This is a genomic window from Pedobacter sp. Leaf216, assembly GCF_001421515.1.
Classification (GTDB): domain Bacteria; phylum Bacteroidota; class Bacteroidia; order Sphingobacteriales; family Sphingobacteriaceae; genus Pedobacter.
In genome coordinates, this window is sequence record NZ_LMKM01000034.1 from 68419 (window position 1) to 93340 (window position 24922).

The 24922-nt window shown below is 37.2% G+C and carries 28 protein-coding genes; 23 read left to right on the forward strand and 5 right to left on the reverse strand.

What is annotated here, in order from left to right; genetic code table 11:
• Positions 1-34: 34 nt before the first annotated feature.
• Entirely contained in the window at positions 35-487 is a 453-nt protein-coding gene (gene dtd / locus ASE74_RS20030; protein WP_055912999.1) for a D-aminoacyl-tRNA deacylase, read from the reverse strand.
• A 31-nt stretch (positions 488-518) separates the two neighbouring features.
• On the opposite strand from dtd, the gene ASE74_RS20035 reads away from it, so the two are divergent.
• Both ASE74_RS20035 and ASE74_RS20040 read left to right on the forward strand, forming a co-directional pair.
• Entirely contained in the window at positions 519-1544 is a 1026-nt protein-coding gene (locus tag ASE74_RS20035) for a hypothetical protein (RefSeq protein ID WP_055913003.1), read from the forward strand.
• Positions 1510-3966 carry a hypothetical protein gene (locus tag ASE74_RS20040; RefSeq protein ID WP_055913007.1) on the forward strand — a complete coding sequence of 819 codons (2457 nt, stop codon included), beginning with the start codon at positions 1510-1512 and terminating at the stop codon, positions 3964-3966. The genes ASE74_RS20035 and ASE74_RS20040 overlap by 35 nt, the downstream gene beginning before the upstream one ends.
• Before the next feature lie 206 nt (positions 3967-4172).
• Here ASE74_RS20040 and ASE74_RS20045 read toward each other — a convergent pair whose 3' ends face one another.
• On the reverse strand, positions 4173-5219 hold the full coding sequence (locus ASE74_RS20045; RefSeq protein WP_055913010.1) for a 3-oxoacyl-ACP synthase III family protein: 1047 nt from the start codon (positions 5217-5219) through the stop codon (positions 4173-4175).
• 146 nt (positions 5220-5365) lie between these two features.
• Between ASE74_RS20045 and ASE74_RS20050 the strand changes: the two genes are divergently transcribed.
• From ASE74_RS20050 to ASE74_RS25380, 3 genes are all read left to right on the forward strand, one after another.
• A complete protein-coding gene (locus tag ASE74_RS20050; protein WP_029274160.1) occupies positions 5366-5647 on the forward strand; it encodes an ATP-dependent Clp protease adaptor ClpS in 282 nt (93 codons plus the stop codon).
• A gap of 52 nt (positions 5648-5699) precedes the next feature.
• The gene (locus tag ASE74_RS20055; protein ID WP_055913015.1) at positions 5700-5906 is read left to right on the forward strand and encodes a hypothetical protein; all 207 of its coding nucleotides are present in this window, start codon (positions 5700-5702) and stop codon (positions 5904-5906) included.
• 157 nt (positions 5907-6063) lie between these two features.
• A complete protein-coding gene (locus ASE74_RS25380; RefSeq protein ID WP_255352066.1) occupies positions 6064-6225 on the forward strand; it encodes a type II toxin-antitoxin system RelE/ParE family toxin in 162 nt (53 codons plus the stop codon).
• Here the strand turns inward: ASE74_RS25380 and ASE74_RS20065 are convergent, their stop codons facing one another.
• The 3 genes from ASE74_RS20065 to rsmA form a co-directional block, all read right to left on the reverse strand.
• On the reverse strand, positions 6226-6825 hold the full coding sequence (locus tag ASE74_RS20065) for a thioredoxin family protein (RefSeq protein ID WP_055913017.1): 600 nt from the start codon (positions 6823-6825) through the stop codon (positions 6226-6228).
• Between the two features lie 110 nt (positions 6826-6935).
• The gene (locus ASE74_RS20070) at positions 6936-7208 is read right to left on the reverse strand and encodes a hypothetical protein (protein WP_157255489.1); all 273 of its coding nucleotides are present in this window, start codon (positions 7206-7208) and stop codon (positions 6936-6938) included.
• A 140-nt stretch (positions 7209-7348) separates the two neighbouring features.
• A complete protein-coding gene (gene rsmA, locus ASE74_RS20075; protein WP_055913022.1) occupies positions 7349-8134 on the reverse strand; it encodes a 16S rRNA (adenine(1518)-N(6)/adenine(1519)-N(6))-dimethyltransferase RsmA in 786 nt (261 codons plus the stop codon).
• A gap of 185 nt (positions 8135-8319) precedes the next feature.
• On the opposite strand from rsmA, the gene pdxA reads away from it, so the two are divergent.
• The 18 genes from pdxA (at position 8320) to ASE74_RS20160 (ending at position 24827) form a co-directional block, all read left to right on the forward strand.
• Positions 8320-9399: a 4-hydroxythreonine-4-phosphate dehydrogenase PdxA gene (gene pdxA / locus ASE74_RS20080; RefSeq protein WP_055913025.1), complete on the forward strand. Its 1080-nt coding sequence runs from the start codon at positions 8320-8322 to the stop codon at positions 9397-9399.
• Between the two features lie 287 nt (positions 9400-9686).
• Positions 9687-10871 (forward strand): nitrate/nitrite transporter, encoded by a 1185-nt coding sequence (locus ASE74_RS20085; RefSeq protein WP_055913027.1) that lies wholly within the window; start codon positions 9687-9689, stop codon positions 10869-10871.
• 79 nt (positions 10872-10950) lie between these two features.
• A complete protein-coding gene (locus tag ASE74_RS20090; protein ID WP_055913030.1) occupies positions 10951-11790 on the forward strand; it encodes a sulfurtransferase in 840 nt (279 codons plus the stop codon).
• 266 nt (positions 11791-12056) lie between these two features.
• On the forward strand, positions 12057-12587 hold the full coding sequence (locus tag ASE74_RS20095) for a DUF177 domain-containing protein (protein WP_055913032.1): 531 nt from the start codon (positions 12057-12059) through the stop codon (positions 12585-12587).
• 15 nt (positions 12588-12602) lie between these two features.
• On the forward strand, positions 12603-12794 hold the full coding sequence (rpmF, locus tag ASE74_RS24585) for a 50S ribosomal protein L32 (protein ID WP_082458872.1): 192 nt from the start codon (positions 12603-12605) through the stop codon (positions 12792-12794).
• A gap of 101 nt (positions 12795-12895) precedes the next feature.
• A complete protein-coding gene (gene plsX / locus ASE74_RS20100; RefSeq protein ID WP_055913035.1) occupies positions 12896-13834 on the forward strand; it encodes a phosphate acyltransferase PlsX in 939 nt (312 codons plus the stop codon).
• Positions 13835-13852: 18 nt separating this feature from the next.
• On the forward strand, positions 13853-14851 hold the full coding sequence (locus ASE74_RS20105; RefSeq protein ID WP_055913038.1) for a beta-ketoacyl-ACP synthase III: 999 nt from the start codon (positions 13853-13855) through the stop codon (positions 14849-14851).
• A 173-nt stretch (positions 14852-15024) separates the two neighbouring features.
• Complete coding sequence (gene accB, locus ASE74_RS20110; RefSeq protein WP_055913040.1) at positions 15025-15501, forward strand: acetyl-CoA carboxylase biotin carboxyl carrier protein; 477 nt, start codon at positions 15025-15027, stop codon at positions 15499-15501.
• Positions 15502-15581: 80 nt separating this feature from the next.
• Entirely contained in the window at positions 15582-16922 is a 1341-nt protein-coding gene (accC, locus tag ASE74_RS20115; protein WP_055913043.1) for an acetyl-CoA carboxylase biotin carboxylase subunit, read from the forward strand.
• Between the two features lie 92 nt (positions 16923-17014).
• Positions 17015-17212, forward strand: coding sequence for a DUF2683 family protein (locus ASE74_RS20120; protein WP_055913046.1), 198 nt, complete (start codon positions 17015-17017; stop codon positions 17210-17212).
• A complete protein-coding gene (locus tag ASE74_RS20125) occupies positions 17203-17469 on the forward strand; it encodes a Txe/YoeB family addiction module toxin (RefSeq protein ID WP_055913049.1) in 267 nt (88 codons plus the stop codon). Before ASE74_RS20120 ends, ASE74_RS20125 begins: the two co-directional genes overlap by 10 nt.
• A 115-nt stretch (positions 17470-17584) precedes the next feature.
• Positions 17585-18466, forward strand: a complete 882-nt coding sequence (tatC, locus tag ASE74_RS20130; RefSeq protein ID WP_055913052.1) for a twin-arginine translocase subunit TatC — start codon at positions 17585-17587, stop codon at positions 18464-18466.
• A 45-nt stretch (positions 18467-18511) separates the two neighbouring features.
• Positions 18512-18949 carry a ribose 5-phosphate isomerase B gene (gene rpiB / locus ASE74_RS20135; RefSeq protein ID WP_055913055.1) on the forward strand — a complete coding sequence of 146 codons (438 nt, stop codon included), beginning with the start codon at positions 18512-18514 and terminating at the stop codon, positions 18947-18949.
• A gap of 26 nt (positions 18950-18975) precedes the next feature.
• On the forward strand, positions 18976-20610 hold the full coding sequence (locus ASE74_RS20140; protein WP_055913059.1) for a M28 family peptidase: 1635 nt from the start codon (positions 18976-18978) through the stop codon (positions 20608-20610).
• A 97-nt stretch (positions 20611-20707) separates the two neighbouring features.
• The gene (locus ASE74_RS20145; RefSeq protein ID WP_055913060.1) at positions 20708-20917 is read left to right on the forward strand and encodes a DUF2281 domain-containing protein; all 210 of its coding nucleotides are present in this window, start codon (positions 20708-20710) and stop codon (positions 20915-20917) included.
• Positions 20917-21303 carry a type II toxin-antitoxin system VapC family toxin gene (locus ASE74_RS20150; protein WP_157255490.1) on the forward strand — a complete coding sequence of 129 codons (387 nt, stop codon included), beginning with the start codon at positions 20917-20919 and terminating at the stop codon, positions 21301-21303. The genes ASE74_RS20145 and ASE74_RS20150 overlap by 1 nt, the downstream gene beginning before the upstream one ends.
• A 134-nt stretch (positions 21304-21437) precedes the next feature.
• Positions 21438-22823, forward strand: a complete 1386-nt coding sequence (locus tag ASE74_RS20155; RefSeq protein ID WP_055913062.1) for a LutB/LldF family L-lactate oxidation iron-sulfur protein — start codon at positions 21438-21440, stop codon at positions 22821-22823.
• Between the two features lie 27 nt (positions 22824-22850).
• Positions 22851-24827 carry a thiamine pyrophosphate-dependent enzyme gene (locus ASE74_RS20160; RefSeq protein ID WP_055913065.1) on the forward strand — a complete coding sequence of 659 codons (1977 nt, stop codon included), beginning with the start codon at positions 22851-22853 and terminating at the stop codon, positions 24825-24827.
• Positions 24828-24922 lie beyond the last annotated feature (95 nt).

Consider the following 24922-nt stretch of genomic DNA (forward strand, 5'->3'; position numbering starts at 1 on the left):
TACTAGCAATTGGGTTGTTAAAATAAATAATGCGCTACTCTTTGTTTTTCGTATCAATGATAATTGTAACCGGGCCATCATTTAGTAACGCAATTTTCATATCTGCACCAAAAACACCTGTTTTAATTTGCTTGCCCAACAAATCAGAAAGTTTTGCGATCATTTTTTCATAAAGTGGAATGGCCACATCTGGTTTGGCCGCCCTTATAAAACCTGGTCGGTTTCCTTTTTTGGTTGCGGCGAATAATGTAAACTGAGAGATGAGTAAAATATCACCACCTACATCGGCAAGGGCCTTATTCATTAATCCGTTTTCATCGCCAAAAACACGCATACCGATAATTTTCTGTGCCAGCCAATCCAGATCTTCCAAGGTATCGGCATCTTCAATACCTAATAATACCAAAAACCCGGTTCCAATTGCCCCTGTTATCTGGTCGTTAACCGTGCAACTTGCATGTGTAACTCTTTGTAAAACTGCTCGCATTTTATACTACTTTTGCCTCAATAAAATTGATATGCGCAAGATAAGTATTTTAGTGATTTCTGTATTTCTCATCTTTGGATGTAAGCAAAAATCAACAGTGCACCCTACATTTTATTATTGGAAAACAGATTATCATAACAGAAAAGCAGAAACTACCTATCTCGATCATTTTAAAGCACAATCTTTATATGTGCGGATTATGGATGTAGATTTTAATCCTGATTTACAATTGCCGGTACCCGTTTCGCCAATTAAATTTTCTGATCCGCTACCCAAAACGGTTAATATTATACCTGTTGTTTTTATTGTTAACAACGTTTTTAATAAGATTGATACGATACAAACTGCTGTAATGGCCGATCGTATTGCAAAATTTGTAGCTGCTAAAGTAAATCAGGCAGGTAAACAAAACTACCAGGAACTGCAGATTGATTGCGACTGGACAAAAGGCACAAGAAACCGGTATTTCAAATTTCTTGAGCAGTTAAAGGCCAATGCGCTGCTAAAAGATAAAAACATTTCGGTTACCCTTCGCCTGCATCAGGTTAAAAATTTGGTATCAAGTGGCGTACCTCCAGTAGAAAAAGCCATTTTAATGTGCTACAACATGGGTAATCTGCGTAAGTATGGCGAACAAAATTCGATATTGGATCAGCATGAAATGGATCTTTACCTAAAAGATTTTCTTGAGCATTATCCTTTGCCACTTGATGTTGCCCTACCGGTTTTTGAGTGGGCAGTAGTATTTAGGAAAGAGCAGTACGCTGGTATCTCCAAACGGATAGGCAAAACACAAATTGAAGATAAAAAACTTTTTAAGCAAAGAGGAAATTCCATTTTTTATGATTTATTGGTTGACTATCCAACCGCCGGATTAAAACAGGGAGATGTAGTAAGATGGGAACAAATTTCTGCGGAAGATTTACTTGTTACCTCCAAATTTTTATCCCGATATTTAACCCCTAAAGACCGGAATCTTGTTTTCTACCATTTAGACACCGACCTATTAAAACATTTTACCAATGAAAACCTTCAAAAAATTATCGCTAATTTTTAGTATCTTCTTGCTTACATTTTTCGGCGAAATTGCCGTAAATCTTGCCTGTGGTGGCGAGATAGATCCCTATGATTATTACATTACTTACTTTCACAATAATGTTGAGGGTGATGAATATGCTCCATTTGCTTATAACCAGATGGTTTACCTGAACAGTGAAACGGATGTAGAAAGTGAGTCAGATATTAACAGCCGCGAATGGGCCAGATACCTGAGTGTAAAAAAAGATGATGTGCTAAAAGTTATGTATAAAACAGATAGCGCAACCAATGTAAAATTGATCAGCTTTAATGGCAATGTTTCTCAACTACCAGATAGTTTACAACAAAACAGTTTTATCCAGGCCCTAGGCAAACGTAAAGAATCTTTAAAGTATTATCTGTTTGCCAAAAGCTGTGAGCCTTTGGCCGATGTTGAATTTAGCCTTTGGGATGCAAAACCACGTGATACCATTACAATGGAATCAAAGGCTAAAGAAGGACTAAAATTGACGGAAGATGAAAAAGATGACTTCCTGAAATTACGTTATGCCTACCAGGCTGAGCGAATGTTTCATTTTGCTGGTTATCATACTGAAAGTAAATCTACATACGATAAATACATTAAAACCAGTAAGGTTAATAGTGCGGTTAAAGGCTGGGCACTAGCACTTTACGCAGGATCTACCCGAAGATTGGGAAATCCTGAAGAATCTGCATTTTTATTCTCTAAGGTTTTTGCAAGCAATCCGGAGCGCAGGGTACAGGCTTATAAAAATTATTATTATACCAGTTCGCCAGTTAACGGTGCATTAAAATATGCCAAAACGAATAATGAAAAAGCCAATATTTGGGCCATAAACGGGTTTGGCAATACCGATTCGGGTTTGGAAAGTTTAAATAAGGTTTATCAGTACGAACCAAAAAGTATATTAAACGGCACTTTGCTGGTACGCGAGGTAAATAAACTGGAGCAAGATTTAATTGAGGCGAACGATATTGCCAAAGTTGGTTACAATTACTATTTTTCGGATAATGGTAATCCTAAATATAAAGACAGTTTAAAAACGGTAAACTTAAAACGGCTAAATGAAATCAGAAATTTTGCAGTAAAACTGGCCACCGAAAAAAAATATCCGCAACCAGAATTGGGTACATTAACTGCAGCATATTTATCATGGATAGAGAATAAAGATTTTATGGCTTCAAATTATCTTGCCATTTTAAAACCAGATAAATTACCAGAAAGATTACGCGATCAATACCGCATTACAGATTTACTGATTAAGGCTAAAAACATCAAAAAAGGAAATCCCTTTAACGAAAATGATTTATTGCCAACATTGAAATGGCTTGATGAAAAGCGTTTTGCAGAAAACAACACCCAACCTAAAGGGCAATACGATTATGATACCGATGAGGCAGAAAAGCGTTTTAGCAGAACAACCAGAAATTTTTACCAACAAATACTAGCACCGGCATATTTAAACATGGGCGATACGGCTAAAGCGGCCCTGGCTATGGTTAAAGGTGATTTAGTATATAAAACATTAAAAGAGAATTCGCTTTTTCAGAATATGAGTTACCAAAGTATTGCTTTCTGGCAGAAAAACTTAAGTCCGAAAAGCATGCAGGGATTGGCCGTTTATAAAACCAAATCAGCCGGAAATGATGTAACGGCTGTATTGGCAACGGCCTTAAACCAGCTTAAAAATGACGATTTTTACGAATTATTTGGCACTACATACCTGCGTACGCACCAATATGACAAGGCCGTTCAAATGTTTGCAAAAGTTTCGCCTGCCTACAAATATTTCAGCCCTGAAAACTGGTATGGATCTGAATCAAATTCAAAATTGTATGCCAATCCTTTTATCGAAACGATAAACGATTACCCTAAGAAATATGTAACCGCCAAGGCTTCTGTTAGTAAAAAGACTTTTGCTGCTGAGATGCTCCGTTTACAGAAATTAGCCGTTAGCGACAAAAAAAATGCTGCGCTTTATTATTATAAAATGGCCAATGCTGTATATCAAACAGGATATTTCGGCAACAGTTGGTTTTTAATCAGCTATGATTGGTCATCTTACGACAATGGTAACCCGGCCAGGTATGTATATGACGGAGATTATAAAAAAGCTCAAACTGCAAAGGCCTGGTATTTAAAAGCGAGGGCTTTAAGCACAAATGCCGATTTTAAAGCGAAATGCACGTTTATGTTGGCCAAATGTTTGCAAAAACAGATTATTATGAATGCTAATCCACTATCATTTTACTATTACGATAAAAAAGATGTGAAATGGAGAAACTTTATTAAGGCGAATTATAATAATCCTTATTTAAAAGAGCTAAGGTTTAATTATGCCAAAACCCCTTACTATGCTGTTGCAGCAGGAGAGTGCAGTTACCTGGCTGATTTTATTAAGCCAAAAACGCAAAACTAGGGCCTTCCACTACGCTCAAGTAAACAAACATCAGAATAGAATATGTCGTCATTTCCGCGCAGGCGGAAATGACGATTTCTCGCAGCCTATCAATTCATTAAGAACCTTTAACATGCAAAGTTTAAACAATAAATTATCTATCGAAATCACGAATCGATATTAATTCTCAACTTCGTTGCACTTTGCCCTAAATAACGAACCTATGGTTACCACCTAATTAATGCACTGGCCCAGGTAAAGCCCGAACCAAAAGCAGCTAGACAAACCAAATCGCCATCTTTAATTTTTCCTGCTTCCCAAGCCTCGCATAAAGCAATTGGAACAGAAGCCGCTGTGGTATTGCCGTATTTTTGAATATTATTAAATACCTGATCATCATTTAAGCCCAACAACTGCTGTACATACTGGCTAATACGCAAATTTGCCTGGTGTGGCACGAGCAGATCTATGTCTTTTTCTGTTAAATTGTTAGCCGCTAAGGCCTCTTTAATTACTTCAGGGAACTTTACAACTGCTTTTTTAAAAACTGATGGCCCATCCATATAAGGTAAAGCGGCGCCACTTTCTAAAATCTCTTGTGTCATAAATAATCCACCCAATTCTTGCTCCGGATAAGCTGGTTTATCTTTGAGCCATTTATTGGCATGAGAACCTGGGTAATACATGGCCAAAATTTCGGCATCGGCACCATCGCTATGGAGATGTGTACTTAAAATTCCTTTTCCAGCTTCATTAGTAGGTTGTAGCACCACAGCCCCTGCACCATCACCAAAAATTACTGATACATTCCGGCTTCTTGTTTCAAAATCCATTGCAAACGAATGTTTCTCGCTCCCCACTACCAAAACATTCTTGTACATACCCGTTTTAACAAACTGATCTGCTACCGAAAGTGCATAAACAAAGCCCGAACATTGGTTTCTGATATCCAAAGCACCAATCTCACCCATCCCCATTTCGCGTTGCAACAATACCCCACATCCAGGGAAATAATAATCAGGACTTAAGGTAGCAAAAACTATAAAATCGACATCTTTTGCGGTAATTCCAGCCCTTTCAATGGCAATTTTAGCAGCCTCAATGCCCATTGTTGTGGTGGTTTCTTCATTGCGGTCGGCAAAACGACGTTCTTTTATACCGGTACGCTCCTGGATCCACGCATCGTTGGTATCCATAAAACGGCTTAAATCATCGTTGGTATATATATTTTTCGGAACATAGTAACCTATTCCGGCAATTTTAGACTGGTGCATGTTGAGTATTTATATTTTGGTTAAACAAAGTTAGTTAATTAAAAAAGATATGAGCGGCGAGATTTGAGAGATGAGATCCAATATAATATCCTAAAATCTAATATCCAATAGGTCAAATCTTATAAATTATTGTTTATTTTTGCACCATGTCTACAGAAACCAAAGAAGAGACCTTTACGCTCGAAGAAATTTTAACTTCCCTAAAAACTGTACATCGCCTTATTTTGTGGAATGATGATATCAATACTTTCGATCACGTGATTTATTGTATGATGAAATATTTGGATTATAACGAATCGCAGGCCGAAAAAATTGCATGGAAAGTGCATAATGATGGAAAATGCCCCGTTTTAGAAGGATCATTTACGGAAATGGAAGTTTACCGCAAAATTTTACAGCAAGAAGGATTAACTGTTTCTGTTGATTAAACATGAATTTTTGTTGAAATAAATCGCTATCTTTAGATAAGTAATTAAAGCTATGCAAGTTACATTAGAAATAAAAGATGATAATGCTTTTTCAATTTTGGAAACATTGAAGAACATTAAGGGAATTAAAATTAAGAACATTGAGCAATCAAATGATGAATACCTCAATGATTTAGCAAATGCTTATAAAGAAACAGAATTAGCTGAACAAGGAAAGATTAAATTAAAAAGGTTTGAGGATTTAATAAATGAAATTTGATGTATTTACATCATCCCTGTTCAATAAAGAATTCAAGAAACTCTGTAAGAAACACAAGTCGGCCAAAAGTGATATCATTGCTTTTGTAGAAAGTCTAAAGTTAAACCCAACACAGGGCAGTCCTATCGGTAGCGATTGTTATTAGATTAGAATAGCCATTTCCAGTAAAGGAAAAGGCAAATCCGGTGGCGCTAGGTTAATCACTAAAATACGTATCGTTAATAAAAGAATTTATCTTTTATCTATTTATGATAAATCAGACCAGGATTCTATCTCAGAGAAAGAACTTGAAGCTGTTTTAAAATCAATTGAAGATTAATTAAACCTCAAGCCCTTTTAAAAGCACGTTTAATGCGGTTTGTGTAGTTTGCGTTTTATCTTTTGCATACCAGCCATGAAGTTTTTCTGCCAAAATAGGCATATCAGTACTTTCTTTTCTCCACTCTTTTAAAAGCTCCTGCAAAATTTGTGGTCTTGGACCCCAAGTTGCCAAAACTTGATCTGCCGATTCATTTAATACAATTAAAACCGGAATAGCTCTTCCTCCATTTGTTAAATGCGCATCAATTAATGGAAGGTTTTTATCTCTAAGCACAAATTTCAGATCAATCTTACCTAATGATGCAGTAGCAATTTTATTAAAAATTGGAATAATCTGCGCAGCATCGCCGCACCACCCCTCTGTAATGACTAAAAATTTATACTTTTCTTTAAGCTGATTAATTGTTGATGTTAGTTCATCATTTAAGCTAATCGTTTTATCCACACGGCTCATCCTTTGCACATTCATTTTAGTGTAGTGCAAATCGTAACTTACTTCTCCAGTTGCCTTTCCTTCCAACAAAAGTTGATCGACCAATGCACGATAGGTTAAATAGTCAATGCCTTGTTCCTCAAAAATTTCGCGATAATTTATCATAAGATATCCTTAATAATACAACGCAAAGGAAAGGAGAAATTAGATAAGAATGATCATTACTTTGCAATTTGATGTAACAACATGTAGTAGAAAAATCAGCTTTTTACTAGTTATTTAATGTCACTTACCTCATCTACAACTTTTGACTTATGATTATATATCCGAACTATAGGCTTAATCCCTTTCCTAGAAACATTTAATATTTCAATATCAATTTTAGGATCTACCGATATCGAAATCTTGCCCTTGACTATTATCTGATCTTTATGATTTGCCCTTTTGAGTATTAAAGTATCTTTTGAAGTATTCTGGATATCCATATCAAATGCAGATCTATCCTCCAGATATATTGATAATTTTGTACTTGGAGCTAAAGGTTTCATGATATATAACGACTTGGGGTCCATATGTAACGCTGAGCAACCAAGCATTATTATAGATAACAAAAGGATACTAAAAGAGACGGTAATTTGATTTTTCATATCATTTTTTAATTTATTCAAGGTAGACGAAAAATTAGGGTTTAAGTTTCCATCAACTTACTCACATGCTGCGTTAAGGCCACAAAATCAGCCACGGTCAATTGCTCGGCACGTTTCTCGAAGTAAATATGATCGTCCATTTTATCTTTTGGCATCACTGCCGAAACCGCATTGCGCAAAGTTTTTCTTCGTTGGTTAAAACCTGCCTTAACCACACGCCAGAATAATTTTTCGTCACAATCTAAAGTCTCCACCTCATTTCTGGTTAAACGGATTACGGCCGAATGTACCTTTGGTGGTGGATTAAATGTACCCGGTTTAACCGTAAAAAGATATTCGATTTTATAATAAGCCTGAAGAAATACGCTCAAAATGCCATACTCTTTATTGCCCGCAGGTGCCGCGCAACGTTGTGCAACCTCTTTTTGAAACATACCAACCATTTCTACCACCTTGTTGCGGTTATCTAAAATCTTAAATAGAATTTGAGAAGATATGTTGTATGGAAAATTACCTATAATGGCAAACTGACCAGGGAATATAGCATCAAAATCGAGCTTTAAAAAATCACCGTTAATCAGGCGATCGCCCAACTGAGGATATTTTTCATTCAGAAAATGGAAAGATTCGGTATCAATATCGATTAAATAAGTTTCTAAATCTTTACGTTGCAGCAAAAAATCAGACAGGATTCCCATACCAGGGCCAACTTCTAGAACCTGGTTATATTTATCCGTGTTCACCAGAGCCTCTACAATACGGTTGGCAATGCCTTTATCGGTTAAAAAATGTTGACCTAAGTGTTTTTTCGCTTTAACTAAACTCATCTTTATGCTTTATTTTGCCACTGAGGCACAGAAAAAATGCAATGAAAGGTAGGATAACCCCATTTCCTTTCCGTATAAACGGTGTTTCCGTGGCTACTCTATTTTATACAAAATAACTAATTTTTATCCGGTAAGCACCTGTTTAATCGAAAATCAGTAATTTGCGCTAAAATTTTCCAGTAATTATGAGCGATAAACTTAAAATTGGCATTAGTATAGGCGATGTGAACGGCATTGGTTTAGAAGTAATCATTAAAACATTATCCAACCCTGCTATTTTAAATTATTGCACACCAATTGTTTATGGCCATACCAAGGTTTCATCTTTCCATAGAAAAGCAAACAATCTGGGCGATTTTAGTTTTAATGTAATCAATCAGGCCAACCAGGCGCAGCCTAAAAAAGCCAATATGATAAATTGCTGGGAAGAAGATGTTAAAATTGAGTTGGGTCAGATTACGCCAACAGGAGGTAAATACGCACTTTTATCGTTAGAGCGTGCAACTGCCGATCTGGTAAACGGAGATATTGATGCCTTGGTTACCGCTCCTATTAATAAACATAACATTCAATCAGATACTTTTGCTTTTCCGGGCCACACCGAATACTTACAGGAAAAAAGTGGCAGTAAAGATGTGCTGATGTTCCTCATTAGTGAAAATTTAAGAGTTGGTGTAGTTACCGGACATATCCCTGTAAAAGATGTTCCAACAGCCATTACAAAAGATAAAATCATTAGTAAATTAAAGCTGATAAACGAAAGTTTGAAAAAAGATTTCTGGATTGAAAAGCCAAAAATTGCTGTACTGGGTTTAAATCCTCATGCCAGCGATAACGGATTATTAGGCACAGAAGAAGCTGAAATTATAACTCCCGCCATACAGGAGGCTTACGATAAAGGGATTGTATGTTTCGGGCCATACCCTGCTGATGGATTTTTTGGCAATGGCAGCTATAAACAATTTGATGCGGTTTTGGCCATGTACCACGATCAGGGATTAATTCCTTTTAAAACTTTGGCTTTTCATAATGGTGTAAATTATACTGCAGGCTTAAACTTTGTGCGTACCTCTCCCGATCATGGAACAGGTTACGATATTGCAGGTAAAGACCTCGCTGATTCAACTTCATTTACAGAGGCATTATTTGCCGCCATCCACATTGTAAAAAACCGTAGAGAGCAGGAAGAAATGTTGGCCAATCAGTTGCGTTCGGGCGGTAAGGTTGTAGAAACTCAGTTCGATATTAAAGATGATGCTTCTTAAGGTAGAAAGTTTGTAAAGAGTAGAAAGATTAAAGCTGAAAGACCAAAGGAGATGGACGATAGGATGCAATAACCACGTCCGACCTCATACAATCCACCACAGCCCCAATAAACTAAAGGGTTTAGGTGGGTGAACTCTTTTTTTGTAAAGCAAGTTTTTGTGTTCCATCGTTCTGAAAGACCTCCTATCGTTTCAGTCTTTTTATGCTGGCATGTTGAAGCACCATATCAAAAAGTATTTCCACTACTATCAGTTTTATTTTAGTTAAAATTGTGCATCAAATCAAAATGAGCAGCACTAAAAAAAACAACCACATTCTCCCAACAATAGTTATCGCGCAGTTTCTGTGTACATCTTTGTGGTTTGCTGGAAATGCAGTACTACCCGATATCATTAAAAATTTTCCTGCAGAAACTAACCTGTTGGCCAATCTTACCAGCATGGTACAATTTGGCTTTATCAGTGGAACCTTAGTTTTTGCAATTTTTGCTATATCCGATCAATTTTCACCCTCAAAAGTGTTCTTCATATGTGGAATTGCTGCAGCATTGTTTAACCTGGGTATCTGTTTAGAATTAGCAGATGTACGCTTACTATTGCTTTTCCGATTTTTAACAGGATTTATGCTTGCAGGCATTTACCCCGTTGGGATGAAAATTGCTTCAGATTATTATAAAGACGGATTAGGAAAATCACTAGGCTTTTTAGTTGGCGCCTTAGTTTTCGGAACCGCTTTTCCACATCTGCTGAAAACTTTTACCGCAAGTTTCCCTTGGCACTATGTTATTTTTGCTACTTCAGCCCTATCGGTAACCGGTGCATTAGCGATATTCATTTTGGTTCCTAATGGCCCTTTCAGAACGGTTGGACAAAAATTTAATTTCCGCTCCTGCTTTGATGGTTTCAAAAATCAAGGTTTCCGCTCGGCAGCTTTTGGTTATTTTGGGCACATGTGGGAACTGTATACCTTTTGGGCTTTTTTACCAGGTATGTTGTTACTTTTTAATAGCAAACACCCAAATACTACACTAAATATTCCGCTTTTTTCATTTTTGGTTATTGCTTCGGGCGGTTTATCATGCATGATTGGCGGCTTATTATCCCAAAAATTCGGCGCTAAACTCATCGCCACCATTGCTTTGGCAATATCCGGATTATGCTGCCTGCTTACGCCTGTTTTACTTTTCAGCAGCACTTTATACCCTTTCATTATTTTTTTATTTTGCTGGGGTTTAGCGGGCACAGCAGATTCTCCTTTGTTTTCTTCGTTGATTGCGAAACATGCACCGGCAAGTTTAAGAGGAACTTCATTAACATTGGTAAACTGTATCGGTTTTGCCATCACAATTATTAGCATCCAGGTCATTAATCTTTTGGCAAAAGAAATGAATCCGCATTATCTTTATATGGTTTTGGCTGTTGGACCAGTTTTGGGGCTATGGGCACTATTAAGAGATTTTAAAAGGAATTAATAACCTTCAATTATTAGCTAGCTGTACTTTATTTAACCTTAACTTCAAATTTATTTATCTTTGATTTAAAGATTCAAGAATGAAATTATCACCTATCATAAAACCAGAAGAATTAACCTGGTTAAATCAAGACGATGAAATCGTGATTATAGATGCAAGCGCCGGCTCAAAAGCGAGATATGACCAACAACATTTGGCGGGTGCACTTTTTGCCGATGTAAATGAAGATTTAGCAAATATTGGTGATTATGCTTCTGGTGGCAGACACCCCTTACCAACTTTCGAGCAATTTTCTACTGTTTTACAGCAGCTGGGTATTACAAAAGGCAGTCGTGTAATTGTGTACGACGATAAAAATGGTGGCAATGCGGCTGCGAGGCTTTGGTGGATGCTAAAATCTATTGGTCATGAAAAAGTACAGGTAATTGACGGAGGCTTCCAGGCGGCTGTTAAAGCTGGTTTTCCGACAACCGATAAAGTGGAAATTCCAAAATCTGTCGATAAATATGACATCACAGCCTGGCACTTACCATTATCGGATATAGATGAAGTTGAAAGAGTGGCTAAAACCGACGATTACATTGTAATTGATGTGCGGGATGCTAACCGTTTTGCAGGGCTTACAGAGCCTATCGATTTAATTGCAGGGCATATCCCCGGCGCAGCTAACATTCCTTACACCGAAAATTTAGATGCTAATGGCGCTTTCCTTGACCCTGAAATTTTGAAAGAGAAATACGCTGAGGCTTTGGCTCTGGTTAAACCAGAAAACGTAATTGTACATTGTGGCTCAGGCATTACAGCCTGCCATACGCTATTGGCTATGGATTACGCAGGCTTATCAATTCCTAAGCTTTATGTTGGCTCATGGAGCGAATGGAGCAGAAATAACAAGGAAATGGTATTGGCTGATCAGTAATTTTTGTTGGTTGGGTTTACAATTTCGCTTCAATAAACTGTTGATTTTACATTCCACTAAACGAATAAAAATTTTTTATTCTAAGTCGGGGATTACAAATCATGACTAAGAAGAATACCAATGAATGTATTGAAACTCATTTTCAAAAAATTACCAATTCAATTAACATTCTGAAAACCTGTCCGATTAACGCCAACAATTTTTAAAAAACATTTTTAATCTAATTATTTTATCCCTACATTTGCAGGCTAAAATTTTACAGTACTTTGAACCCACTAAAACAATTTTCATTACCGTTTACCGGATTAAAATTGGGAACTCATCAGTTTGATTATGAGCTTGATGATACCTTTTTTAATGCATTTGAGTATTCGTTAATCAAAAGCGGAAATTTGAAGGTAGACCTGGAACTTGAGAAACAAGAGACCATGTTACTGCTAAAATTCAAAGTTATTGGTACAGTTAATTTGGATTGCGATAAATGTTTATCTGAGTTTTCTTTACCTATAAATCTTTACGAACGTCAGATTGTAAAGTTTGCTGAAGATGAACTGGAAAGTGATGATGAAGAAATTATCTCGCTGAGCCGCAAAGATACCGAGATTGATATATCGGGCCCTTTATACGAAATGATTAACGTAGCGGTACCTTATATCAAAAACTGCGAGCAGGCAGATCAGGATTGCGATCAGGAAATGATTGATCGTTTAAACCAATTATCGATCGAGAAGCAGGCAGAAGAAAATGAACAAACAAGCGACCCACGTTGGGAAGCCCTTAATAAGTTAAAAAAATAATTAGATTATACACCAATGGCACATCCAAAACGGAAAATCTCGAAACAGAGAAAAAATAAAAGAAGAACACACTATAAAGCTGTTACTCCTTCTTTAGCAACATGCTCGACAACAGGTGCTATCCACGTACCTCACCGTGCTTACAACGTTGATGGTAACTTATACTACAACGGCAAACTGGTTATCGAAAATACTCAGATTGGGTAATTTTCTTAAAAAATTGTTTGTGTTTTCAGCGGCTTTAGTCATACCTTAGTCAACTGAAAAATTCAGGATTACACCTGACTTAACACAAACAGATTTTTTCTATGAAAATAGGCCTCGACATAATGGGCGGAGACTATGCTCCCAAAGCAATTGTTTTGGGAGCAATAGCTGCTCATCAATCGCTTAACGCTGGAGAGCATTTAGTTCTTATTGGCGATACCGAACAGATTAAACCCATTCTTGCAGAAGAGGGCTTTAATCCAGATCACTTTGAATACGTTCATACTGATGAAGTAATTGGTATGGGCGAACATCCCACCAAAGCAATCGTTCAGAAACCGAATTCGAGCATAGCAGTTGGATTTAACCTTTTAAAAGAAGGGAAACTCGATTCATTTGCAAGTGCAGGTAACTCTGGAGCAATGTTGGTTGGCGCTGTTTTTAGCGTTAAAACCATTCCGGGCATTATTCGCCCTTGTTTATGTACAATTCTTCCGAAAATTAAAGGTGGCACTGGCTTATTATTAGATGTAGGTGCAAATGCCGATTGCAAACCCGATATTTTATTACAATTTGGCGTTTTGGGCAGCTTATATGCAGAAAATTTATTGCAGATAAATGAGCCAAAAGTTGCGCTGATGAATATTGGCGAAGAAGATGAAAAAGGTAATATGCTTAGCATGGCTACTTTCCCGTTGATGAAAGATACCAACCTATTTAACTTTGTAGGCAATGTTGAAGGAAGAGATTTGTTTAATGATAAGGCTGATGTAATTGTTTGCGATGGTTTTACCGGAAATGTAATGCTAAAACTAGCAGAATCATTTTATGTGCTTACCATCAAAAAAGGACTTAAAGATGAGTTCTTCGATCGTTTTAATTACGAACAGTACGGTGGAAGTCCGGTTTTAGGCGTTAACGCTCCTGTTGTTATCGGACATGGAATTTCAAGTCCTTTAGCGGTTAAAAATATGGTTCTACAATCAAGAGAAATGATTACCACTGGATTGGTAGAAAAAATTAGAATTGCATTTAAATAATTTATTAAAATTCTTAAAATGAGTAAAATTCACGCTGCTATTACAGCAGTAAATGGTTACGTTCCCGATTATGTGCTTACAAACGCAGAATTAGAAACCATTGTTGACACTTCGGATGAATGGATAACCAGCAGAACGGGAATTAAAGAACGCAGAATTTTAAAAGGAGAAGGTTTAGGCACATCCGATATGGCTGTACATGCTGTAAATGGTTTGCTTAAAAAAAGAGGTATTGATGCAAAAGAAATTGAATTGATTATCTTTTGCACCACTACACCAGATTTTACTTTCCCCGCAACTGCAAACGTTTTAGCAGATAAAATTGGTGCTACCAATGCTTGGGGTTATGATTTACAGGCAGCTTGTTCTGGCTTTATATTCGGCCTTTCAACTGGTGCATCATTTGTAGAATCAGGAAGGCACAAAAAAGTTTTAGTAGTTGGTGGCGATAAAATGTCATCGATCATTAATTATGAAGACCGCACCACCTGTATTATTTTTGGTGATGGCTGTGGCTGTGCCTTGTTAGAGCCAAACGAAGAAGGTTTAGGAATACAGGATTCTATTTTAAGAACAGATGGTTCTGGAAGAGATTTCTTAGGCATGAAAGCAGGTGGATCGGTTATGCCGGCAACCCACGAAACCATTGATGCAAGGTTACATTTCGCGCATCAGGAAGGCCCTACAGTGTTTAAATTTGCGGTAACCAATATGGCTGATGTAGCTGCTGAAATTATGGAACGTAACAGCTTAACTGCTGATGATGTTGCGTGGTTAGTGCCTCACCAAGCCAATAAACGCATTATTGATGCTACTGCAAACCGCATGGGCGTTACTACCGATAAGGTAATGATCAACATTGAACGTTTCGGAAATACAACCAACGGAACCATACCTTTATGTTTATGGGAATGGGAAAGCAGATTAAAAAAAGGCGATAACATCGTTTTAGCTGCATTCGGCGGTGGTTTTACCTGGGGTTCGATTTACCTTAAATGGGCTTACGATACCAAGTAATTGAGTAGAGAGCTTGGAGTTTGGAGTTAATTAGCTGCTTGATAAAGCATCATAGCCATTAACTATCAACTATTAAACCGTCAACCTTAAGTGGTTGCAGATAAAAATAAAACAAAAAAAGTATAACTTAGTTAATTCAATAAACACTATTTTTTACATAACTAGCCTAAAAAATGGATATCAAACAAATACAGGAACTGATTAAATTTGTTTCTCGTTCTGGAGTAAATGAAGTTGCTATTGAGCAGGAAAACTTCAAAATCACGATCAAAACAAACCAAGCACCAACAGTTGTGCATGCTACCGTACCACAGGCTCCGCTTGTACAGGCTGCTGCCCCTGTTGCCACAGCTCCTACTGCTCCAGTTGCAGCAACACCTGCTGTACCAGCTGCAGAAGACACTTCAAAATACTTAACAATTAAATCGCCAATGATCGGTACTTTCTACCGTTCAGCTAGCCCGGAAAAACCAATGTTTGTAAATGTTGGTGACGAAGTTAGCACAGGTAAAGTAGTTTGTATTATTGAGGCAATGAAACTTTTCAACGAAATTGAAAGTGAAGTTTCTGGCCGTATCGTTAAAATTTTGGTTGATAACGCATCACCAGTAGAATACGATCAACCGTTATTTTTAGTAGAACCTATTTAGAAGCTGATTTCACAGATTGATGATGGTGCCAAAATAGTCGGTATAATCATAATATCTGTGAAATCATCAATTAAAAAATTATGTTTAAAAAAATACTAATTGCCAACAGGGGTGAAATCGCTTTGCGTATTATCCGTACCTGTAAGGAAATGGGCATCAAAACGGTTGCTGTTTACTCTACCGCAGATCGGGAAAGTTTACACGTACGTTTTGCTGATGAGGCTGTTTGTATTGGCCCCCCACCTAGTAAAGATTCTTATTTAAATATTCCAAATATTATTTCGGCTGCAGAATTAACCAATGCCGATGCCATACACCCAGGTTATGGTTTCTTATCAGAAAATGCTAAGTTTTCTAACATTTGCCGCGAGTACAATATCAAATTTATTGGTGCAACTCCAGAGCAGATTAACGGCATGGGCGATAAAGCCTCTGCAAAAGAAACCATGAAAATTGCTGGTGTGCCTACCATTCCAGGATCGGAAGGTTTGCTTACCAGCGTTAAAGAAGGTATTGCAATTGCTAACGAAATGGGTTACCCGGTTATACTAAAAGCAACTGCTGGTGGCGGTGGCCGTGGTATGCGTGTTGTTTGGAAAGATGAAGATTTTGAAAATGCATGGGATAGTGCCCGCCAGGAATCAGGTGCAGCATTTGGTAACGATGGTTTATATTTAGAGAAATACATTGAAGATCCACGCCACATTGAAATCCAGATAATCGGCGATCAGTTTGGCAAAGCCTGTCACTTATCAGAACGCGATTGTTCTATCCAACGCCGTCACCAAAAGTTGGTTGAAGAATCTCCTTCCCCATTTATGACCGACGAACTCCGCGTAAGAATGGGCGAGGCTGCAATTAAAGGAGCAATGGCTGTTAGTTACGAAGGTGCCGGTACAATCGAATTTTTGGTTGATAAACACCGTAACTTTTATTTCATGGAAATGAATACCCGTATCCAGGTAGAGCACCCGGTTACCGAAGAAGTAATCAATTTCGACTTGATTAAAGAACAGATTAAAGTTGCTGCCGGAATTCCGATTTCGGGTAAAAACTACTTCCCTGATATGCATGCCATTGAGTGCCGTATCAATGCAGAAGATCCAGCGAACAATTTTCGTCCTTCACCAGGTAAAATCACCAATTTCCACTCTCCAGGCGGTCATGGTGTTCGTGTAGATACGCACGTTTACGCTGGATATTCTATTCCTTCTAATTACGATTCAATGATTGCCAAATTAATCTGTGTTGCACAAACACGTGAAGAAGCAATCTGTACAATGGAGCGTGCTCTAGGCGAATTTGTAATTGAAGGAGTGAAAACAACAATCCCTTTCCATCTGCAGTTGATGAAAGATCCTAACTTTAGGGCAGGAAATTTCACCACAAAGTTTATGGAAACGTTTGAATTTTCAGAATAATATAAACTATTATAAATTTAGATCCTATTTTGATAAAACAGAATGGGATTTTTCTTTATTAAAACTTTAGAATTATTTCATTAAATTTGAATATGGAAACATTAATTGTACACCCAGAAAATAAGGCTCAATTAAATGCAGTAAAACAGGTGTTGAAAGCAATGAAAATTTCTTTTGAAAAAAGAGAAAAACCCTATAATCCAGAATTTGTAGAAAAAATTTTAGATGGGGATAGAGATTTTAAAGAAGGAAAATTCACCAAAATTGATTTGGAAAATCTATGGAAATAGTTTTTCTTCCAAACGCTAATATTGATTTAGATTTTTGGAAGAAATCAGGAAATACAACTATACAAAAGAAGATTCATAGCCTCTTAAGTTCTATTAGGGACACTCCTTTCGCAGGAATAGGGAAACCCGAGGCATTAAAGTATAACCTTACAGGTAAATGGTCCAGAAGGATAAATTCAGAACATCGAATTATTTACGAAGTTTTAGAAATAGATCAAATGATCAAAGTTCATTCATTAAGAGGCCACTACAATTAATTAAGTGATGATTTCATTAATATATTAAAGCATTTCTCAGAATAATATAAACTATTTCTATATTTAACACGTAAATACCATTCTATTCAAATAGAATGGTATTTTTGTTTTCAACATGAGCGACACTAAAAAAAATCTACTTACAAAAGCTATCGGGCAAAAGAGCACCACATTAGAGGCAGAAATGTCTTTTTTCGATCACCTGGATGTTCTCCGTAAACATTTAATCAGAGCGGTAATTGCCATTGCCGTTTTTACGGGTATCGCATTTTACTTCAATGAAGAAATCCTGGATAAAATCATTTTCGGGCCAAAAAAACCAGATTTCTGGACCTATCGCATGATGTGTAAACTGGTTGAACACTTCCCTTCTTTAGGAAAGGATATGTGTATCACCAAAATCAATGGAGAAATTATAAATACCGAAATGGCTGGTCAGTTTAATTTACAACTGAACGTTTGTGTGATGTGTGGTATTATCCTTGGCTTCCCTTACTTATTGTGGGAAATATGGCGCTTTGTTAAGCCGGCATTACATGAAAAAGAACGTAAATCGGCCAGCGGTTTTGTTTTCTTTGCATCGTTACTTTTTATTATCGGAATCATATTTGGGTACTTCATTATTTGTGCACTATCTATTAATTTTTTAACAGGTTACACAGTAAGTTCTGAAATCAAAAACACCTTTACAATTGATTCATATGTATCTTCCATAGCTACGTTAACCTTAGGAACAGGTATTATTTTTGAACTTCCGATCATTATTTTTATCCTATCAAAACTGGGGTTAATGACTCCAAAACTGATGAGATCGAGCAGAAGATACGCAACTGTAATCATTTTGATTATTGCTGCAATTGTTACACCAACGCCTGATATATTAACTATGTTGACTGTAGCAGCTCCTTTATTTTTATTGTATGAGGCAAGCATCTTTGTTTCGGCATACATTGAAAAGAAGAAGAAAAAAGCAGAAGCGGCCTTCTATGCTAACTAACAAAAACATTACGAACGGATTTCATAATTCTCTATAAATTTGACCATGTCTGATACAAAAATTAAAATTGCTATTGGAGCGGATCACGCGGGCTTTGAGTACAAAGAGTTACTAAAAGATTTTTTACAGCATTACGAAATAAAAGATTTTGGTACTTATTCTGAAAATTCTGTGGATTATCCAGATTTCGCTCATCCAGTTGCTGCTGCAGTTGAAAATGGAGATTTTACCTACGGAATTTTACTTTGCGGATCGGCAAATGGTGTGGCTATAACTGCAAACAAACATCAGCACATCAGGGCTGGTTTATGCTGGGAAAACGAAGTTGCTTCTTTAGTACGTAAACACAATAATGCAAATGTTTTATGTATTCCGGCAAGATTTGTTTCGGAAGAACTGGCAAAAGAAATAGCGACAACTTTTTTAACCACTGAATTTGAAGGCGGTCGCCACCAAAACAGGGTTGAAAAAATTTCGTGTTAACAAGAACTTAACTAACTATTATCATAATGAACAAAAAGTTTTTAACTCTTGGCTTGGCCTCGCTGGTTTCGGCGAGTTGCTTTAGTCAAATTAAGCCCCTTACACCTAATCAGGATGCAATAAAATTTAGCAAGGCAATCAATCCCGAAAATGCTTTTAAACACCTTTCTGTTTTAGCATCTGATGAATATGAAGGTCGCGAAACAGGCACAAAAGGAGCTTGGATGGCTGCTGATTATATCCGCGATTATTTTAAATCATTAGGTTTAAAAGCACCTGTAAATGGCAGTTATTTTCAGAAAATCGACCTTGTTAACGTAACGCTTAAAGAAAGTCATGTTACCGTAAACGGACAGCCAAAAGAATACCAAAAAGATTACCTGGTTTCGCCAAGTTTAATCAGCGACAAAGGTTTTACATTTTCAGCCAATGAACTTGTATTTATCGGTTACGGTATAAAAAAAGATACTTACAACGATTTCTCCGGTACCGATATTAAAGGTAAAGTAGTAATCATGTTCAATGGCGGCGACCCAACTTTGAAACCGGGAACAAGAATAGACAGAGCTGCTTATCGCGCTACCCTTGAGGCCAGAGCAAAATATTTTGCAGAAAACAACGTGAAAGCGATTATTCTGATCGATCCAGCTGTTGACAGAATAACTGAAAACACAAAACAAACGCTTAAAAATGGCAGAGTAATGGTTAAAACCAATGCTGCTATGGAGGCTCAAAAACAGAATGATATCCCTCGTGTATCTATTTCAGTTGCGTTGGCCAATGAATTGTTTAAGGCATCTAATACTACTGTTGCAGATTTACAAAAGAAAATTGTAGATAGCCAGGCCCCAGCTTCGCAAGTATTAAATGTACCATTTTCAGCGAGCGCAGCAAAAACTGAAACTCCAGTAAGATGTGAAAATGTACTTGGTTATTTAGAAGGCTCAGATCCAGTACTTAAAAAAGAAGTATTAATTCTTACAGGTCATTATGACCATATTGGACTTGAAACTGATCCAAATGCAAAAGATAAAGTGAATAATGGAGCTGATGATGATGGATCTGGAACTACTGGCGTTTTATTAATGGCAAAAGCATTTACAGATGCTAAAAAGGCTGGTAAAGGTTCTAAACGCAGTATTTTATTTATGACTGTTGTTGGTGAGGAAAAAGGATTATGGGGTTCTGAATGGTATTCGGAGCATCCGGTTTTTTCTGTCGAAAACACAATTGCTGATTTAAACACAGATATGATTGGCCGTACAGGTGAGGAATATTTAGGTAAACCAGATTCTGCAAACTACATTTACTCTGTAGGATCGAACATGTTAAGCAGCGATTTAGGTAAGTTAAGCGAGCAGGTTAATGCAACTTATACCAAAATGAAACTGGATTATAAATACGATGATCCAAAAGATCCTGAACAAATTTACTACCGTTCTGATCACTATAACTTTGCTAAATTAGGTATTCCGATTATTTTCTATTATGATGGGATGTTACAGCAAGACTACCATAAACCAGGTGATGAAGTAAGCAAAATAAATTTCCCGCTTTTGGCAAAAAGAGCAAAACTAACCTACTTTACCGCATGGGAATTGGCCAACAGAGCTAAAAGACCGGCAGTAGATATGGACGGAAAAGGGAATCCAAAAAAATAAAATATTAAGCCTCGATAAAATGTCGGGGCTTTTTTATGCCTAAAGGCGAATCTTTTTATTTCAAGATTAAAATGGTATTTTTGATAAAAGTAAGTATATGAATCAGTTGCATATTTTAGAAAAAATTAACATGATGCCTATTGCCTATCAGCAAGAGGTGGAAGACTTTATCGATTTTATTTTGCAAAAAAAAGTAAATAAAAAAAATGAAGAAAAGCAACAAAGAAAACTTGGCCTACTTAAAGGAAAAATGAAAATGAGCGAGGATTTTAACGCTCCACTGGATGATTTTAGAGATTACATGTAGTGAAAAAATTTTTGCTTGATACCCATGTTCTACTTTGGATGCAAGATGATAATATTGCACTATCTGAAACAGCAAGAAAAATTTTAGAAGATTCTACTACTCAAATCTATCTAAGCATTGTGAGTTTATGGGAGATTACCATAAAGCAATCCCTAGGCAAGTTACAATTAGAATATTCATTAGACGAACTGATAGATTCCTGCAACAGCAGCAACATTACCATACTTCCAATAGATTACGGAACGCTGAAAATACTTAAAGTGCTACCGTTTTTACATCGAGATCCTTTTGACAGAATCATTATAGCAACAAGTATGGAATTAGATTTAAATCTCATTTCGAATGATGAAATAGTGAAAAAATACATGACTAAAGTTACCTGGTAATATTCTCCCAAAATCACAACTACTTCTTTGTGTTAATTTCTAAAAATAAACTCAACAGGGTTTCCTATCTTTGATGTTGTAACGAAAAACTAAAATCAGTTAATATTCGTTAACCTATTACAAAATAACTATTGATGAATATTGCTGAAGAATTTTTAGAAAAGTCTGACGAGAAAGCTTTCGATTTACCGCATCGTAAAACCATAAATTATAATATTGGAAAATACAATGCAGCTGTTGAGCGCGGCTTGTCAAAATTCGAAAATTTAGAGGCATCCAAAAAGAAAGCACACGTAATCAAGTGGCGTGTAATGGAAAACCTTGATAAATTTTTACCTGAGTTCGAATCAAATTTCCAACGGCGAGGCGGCAAAGTAATTTGGGCGAACGATGCAGAAGAAGCCCAGCAGGAAATCCTCAATATCATTAAAAGAAACAATGGCAAAACGGTTATCAAATCAAAATCGATGACCACAGAGGAAATCCACATAAACGATTTCCTGGAAAAAAATAATATAGAATCGTTAGAAAGCGATTTGGGCGAATACATTGTTCAATTGCTTGGTCAGGCTCCGTACCATATTGTAACACCGGCGATGCACCTCAGTGCAACAGATATTGCACAGCTATTTCACGATAAATTTGGCACACCTATCGATGCCACTCCTCCTCAACTGGTACAAAAAGCAAGAGAATTACTTCGCGATAAATACCTGAAAGCCGATATTGGCATCAGTGGTGGAAATTTTTTAATCGCCGATACAGGAAGTATTGCCCTAACAGAAAATGAAGGTAATGCCCGTTTAAGCACTACATTTCCTAAAATCCACATTGCTATTGTAGGCATCGAAAAGGTAATTCCTTCTATGGCAGATTTGGATCTGTTTTGGCCGCTACTTGCCTCACATGGAACCGGACAAAATTTAACGGTTTACAATACTATTTTAAGTGGCCCCCGCCAACCAAATGAAACAGATGGCCCTGAGGAAATGTATGTAATCCTTCTGGATAATGGCCGCACCAATTTATTGGCACAAAAAGACCAAAGACAGGGTTTGTACTGCATCCGTTGTGGTGCATGTTTAAATGCATGTCCTGTTTATAAAAATATTGGTGGACATACCTATAATACAACCTATAGTGGTCCGATTGGCTCTGTAATTACTCCTCATTTAAAGGGCATGGAGGAATTTAAACATTTAAGCTATGCATCAAGTCTTTGCGGAAAATGCTCAGAAGTATGCCCCGTTAAAATAGACATCCACAAAATGCTTTTACTTAATCGAAGAGATGCCGCAGCAGGACATGAAAATGGAAAGAAAGAGGAAATTGGCTGGACTATGTTTAGCAAAATGATGCTAAAACGCAAATGGATGGATTTTTTTGGTGGAAATTTTAAAAACTTCATGCTCAAAAGATTTTTCAAAAGGAGTTGGGGCAAATATCGCGAAATGCCAAAAGTTGCCGATAAATCTTTTGCCAAACAATGGGAAGAGCTGAAAAAAAGTAAGGAGTCTTAATAAGAGGTAATCAGTTAAATAACCCATATGCATTTCAATCGAGGCGATAAAGACAACAAATTCCTGCTGAATTTATATAAAAGATTGCTTTATCCCCGAATGGTTGAAGAGAAAATGCTCAAACTTCTACGCCAGGGGAGAATTGGAAAATGGTTTTCAGGAATCGGTCAGGAAGCCATTGCAGTAGGCAGTACTTTAGCGATGCATAGCAACGAATACATTTTACCGATGCACCGTAATTTGGGTGTCTTCACTTCGCGCAATATTCCTTTAAAGAAATTAATGGCCCAATGGCAGGGCAAAATTACCGGGTTTACTAAAGGTCGTGATCGATCCTTTCATTTCGGCACACAAGATTATAAAATCATTGGGATGATATCGCATCTTGGCCCACAAATGGCCTTGGCAGATGGTATTGCATTGGCAGATTTGCTAGCCAATAGGCAACATGCAACCCTTGTTTATACAGGAGAAGGTGCCACCAGCGAAGGTGATTTTCATGAAGCATTAAACGTTGCCGCAGTTTGGGGGCTTCCTGTTATTTTTCTCATCGAAAATAATGGATATGGTCTTTCCACTCCAAAATCAGAACAATTTAGGTGCAAAAACCTGGTTGATAAGGCCATTGGTTATGGGATAGAAGGTGTTCAGATAGATGGAAATAATGTGCTGGAAGTTTACGATACCATCAATCAGCTGGCCAATGAAATCAGAAAAGATCCCAGACCTGTTTTGGTAGAATGCATGACTTTCAGAATGCGGGGCCATGAAGAAGCATCAGGTACTAAATATGTTCCGCAAGAAATGTTTGATGCGTGGGAAAAGAAAGATCCGTTAAACAATTACGAAGCCTACTTAGTTGAACAGGGTATTTTATCACCTGATAGCATTATTGACATCAAAATCCAGGTAAAAAGAGCTATAGAATTGGAAGTTGAAGAAGCTTTTAATGAAGAAGAACCTATTGCAGATGCTGCTCTGGAAGAAAACGATATGTATTTTCCTTATGAGCAACAAGTAACGCTGCCTGTAGAAGCCTCTACAGAAAAAAGATATTTAGATGCCATAACCGATGGATTGGATCTGGCCATGCAAAAATACCCTAACCTGGTTTTAATGGGGCAGGATATTGCTGATTATGGTGGTGCTTTTAAAATCACAGATGGTTTTACCACTAAATATGGCAAGGGCAGAGTTCGCAATACTCCAATTTGCGAATCGGCCATTGTGGGAGCAGGGTTAGGCTTATCTATAAATGGCTTTAAAGCTGTGGTAGAAATGCAGTTTGCCGATTTTGTAACGGTAGGGTTTAATCAGATTGTGAATAACCTGGCCAAAACGCATTATCGCTGGGGCGAAAAGGCTGATGTGGTGGTTCGCATGCCTACAGGTGCAGGATCCGGTGCAGGCCCGTTCCACTCACAAAGTAATGAAGCATGGTTTACTAAAACACCAGGTTTAAAAATAGTTTATCCAGCTTTTCCTGAAGATGCAAAAGGCCTATTATTGGCTGCAATTGAAGACCCTAATCCAGTGTTATATTTTGAGCACAAATATCTCTACAGAAGTTTAATCGGTTCAGTACCCCAAGGGTATTACACAACTGAAATTGGCAAAGCAGTTATACTTGCAAAAGGAAGTAAATTTTCGATCATTACTTATGGATTGGGCGTACATTGGGCTTTGGATTACCTGAAAGAATATCCCGAATGCGGGGCTACACTAATTGATTTGCGTACACTACAGCCTTGGAATAAAGAAGCTGTTAAAAAAGCCGTTAAGGCAACCGGCAGAGTGTTAATTCTGCACGAAGATACCTTAACAAATGGTTTTGGTGCCGAATTATCTGCATGGATTGGAGAACACTGTTTCTCTTACCTCGATGCGCCGGTAATGCGTTGTGCGAGTTTAGATACTGCAATTCCAATGAGTAAAATATTAGAAGACGATTTTTTAGCTAAAGCAAGATTAGCAGAAACAATTGATAAATTATTGAAATATTAAATGGTTTTGCCACAGAGACGCAGAAAATCACGGAGAACATTAATCATTTAATTCCGTTGCAATCCTAGTTTCCGTGGCTAATTTATATAAACAGC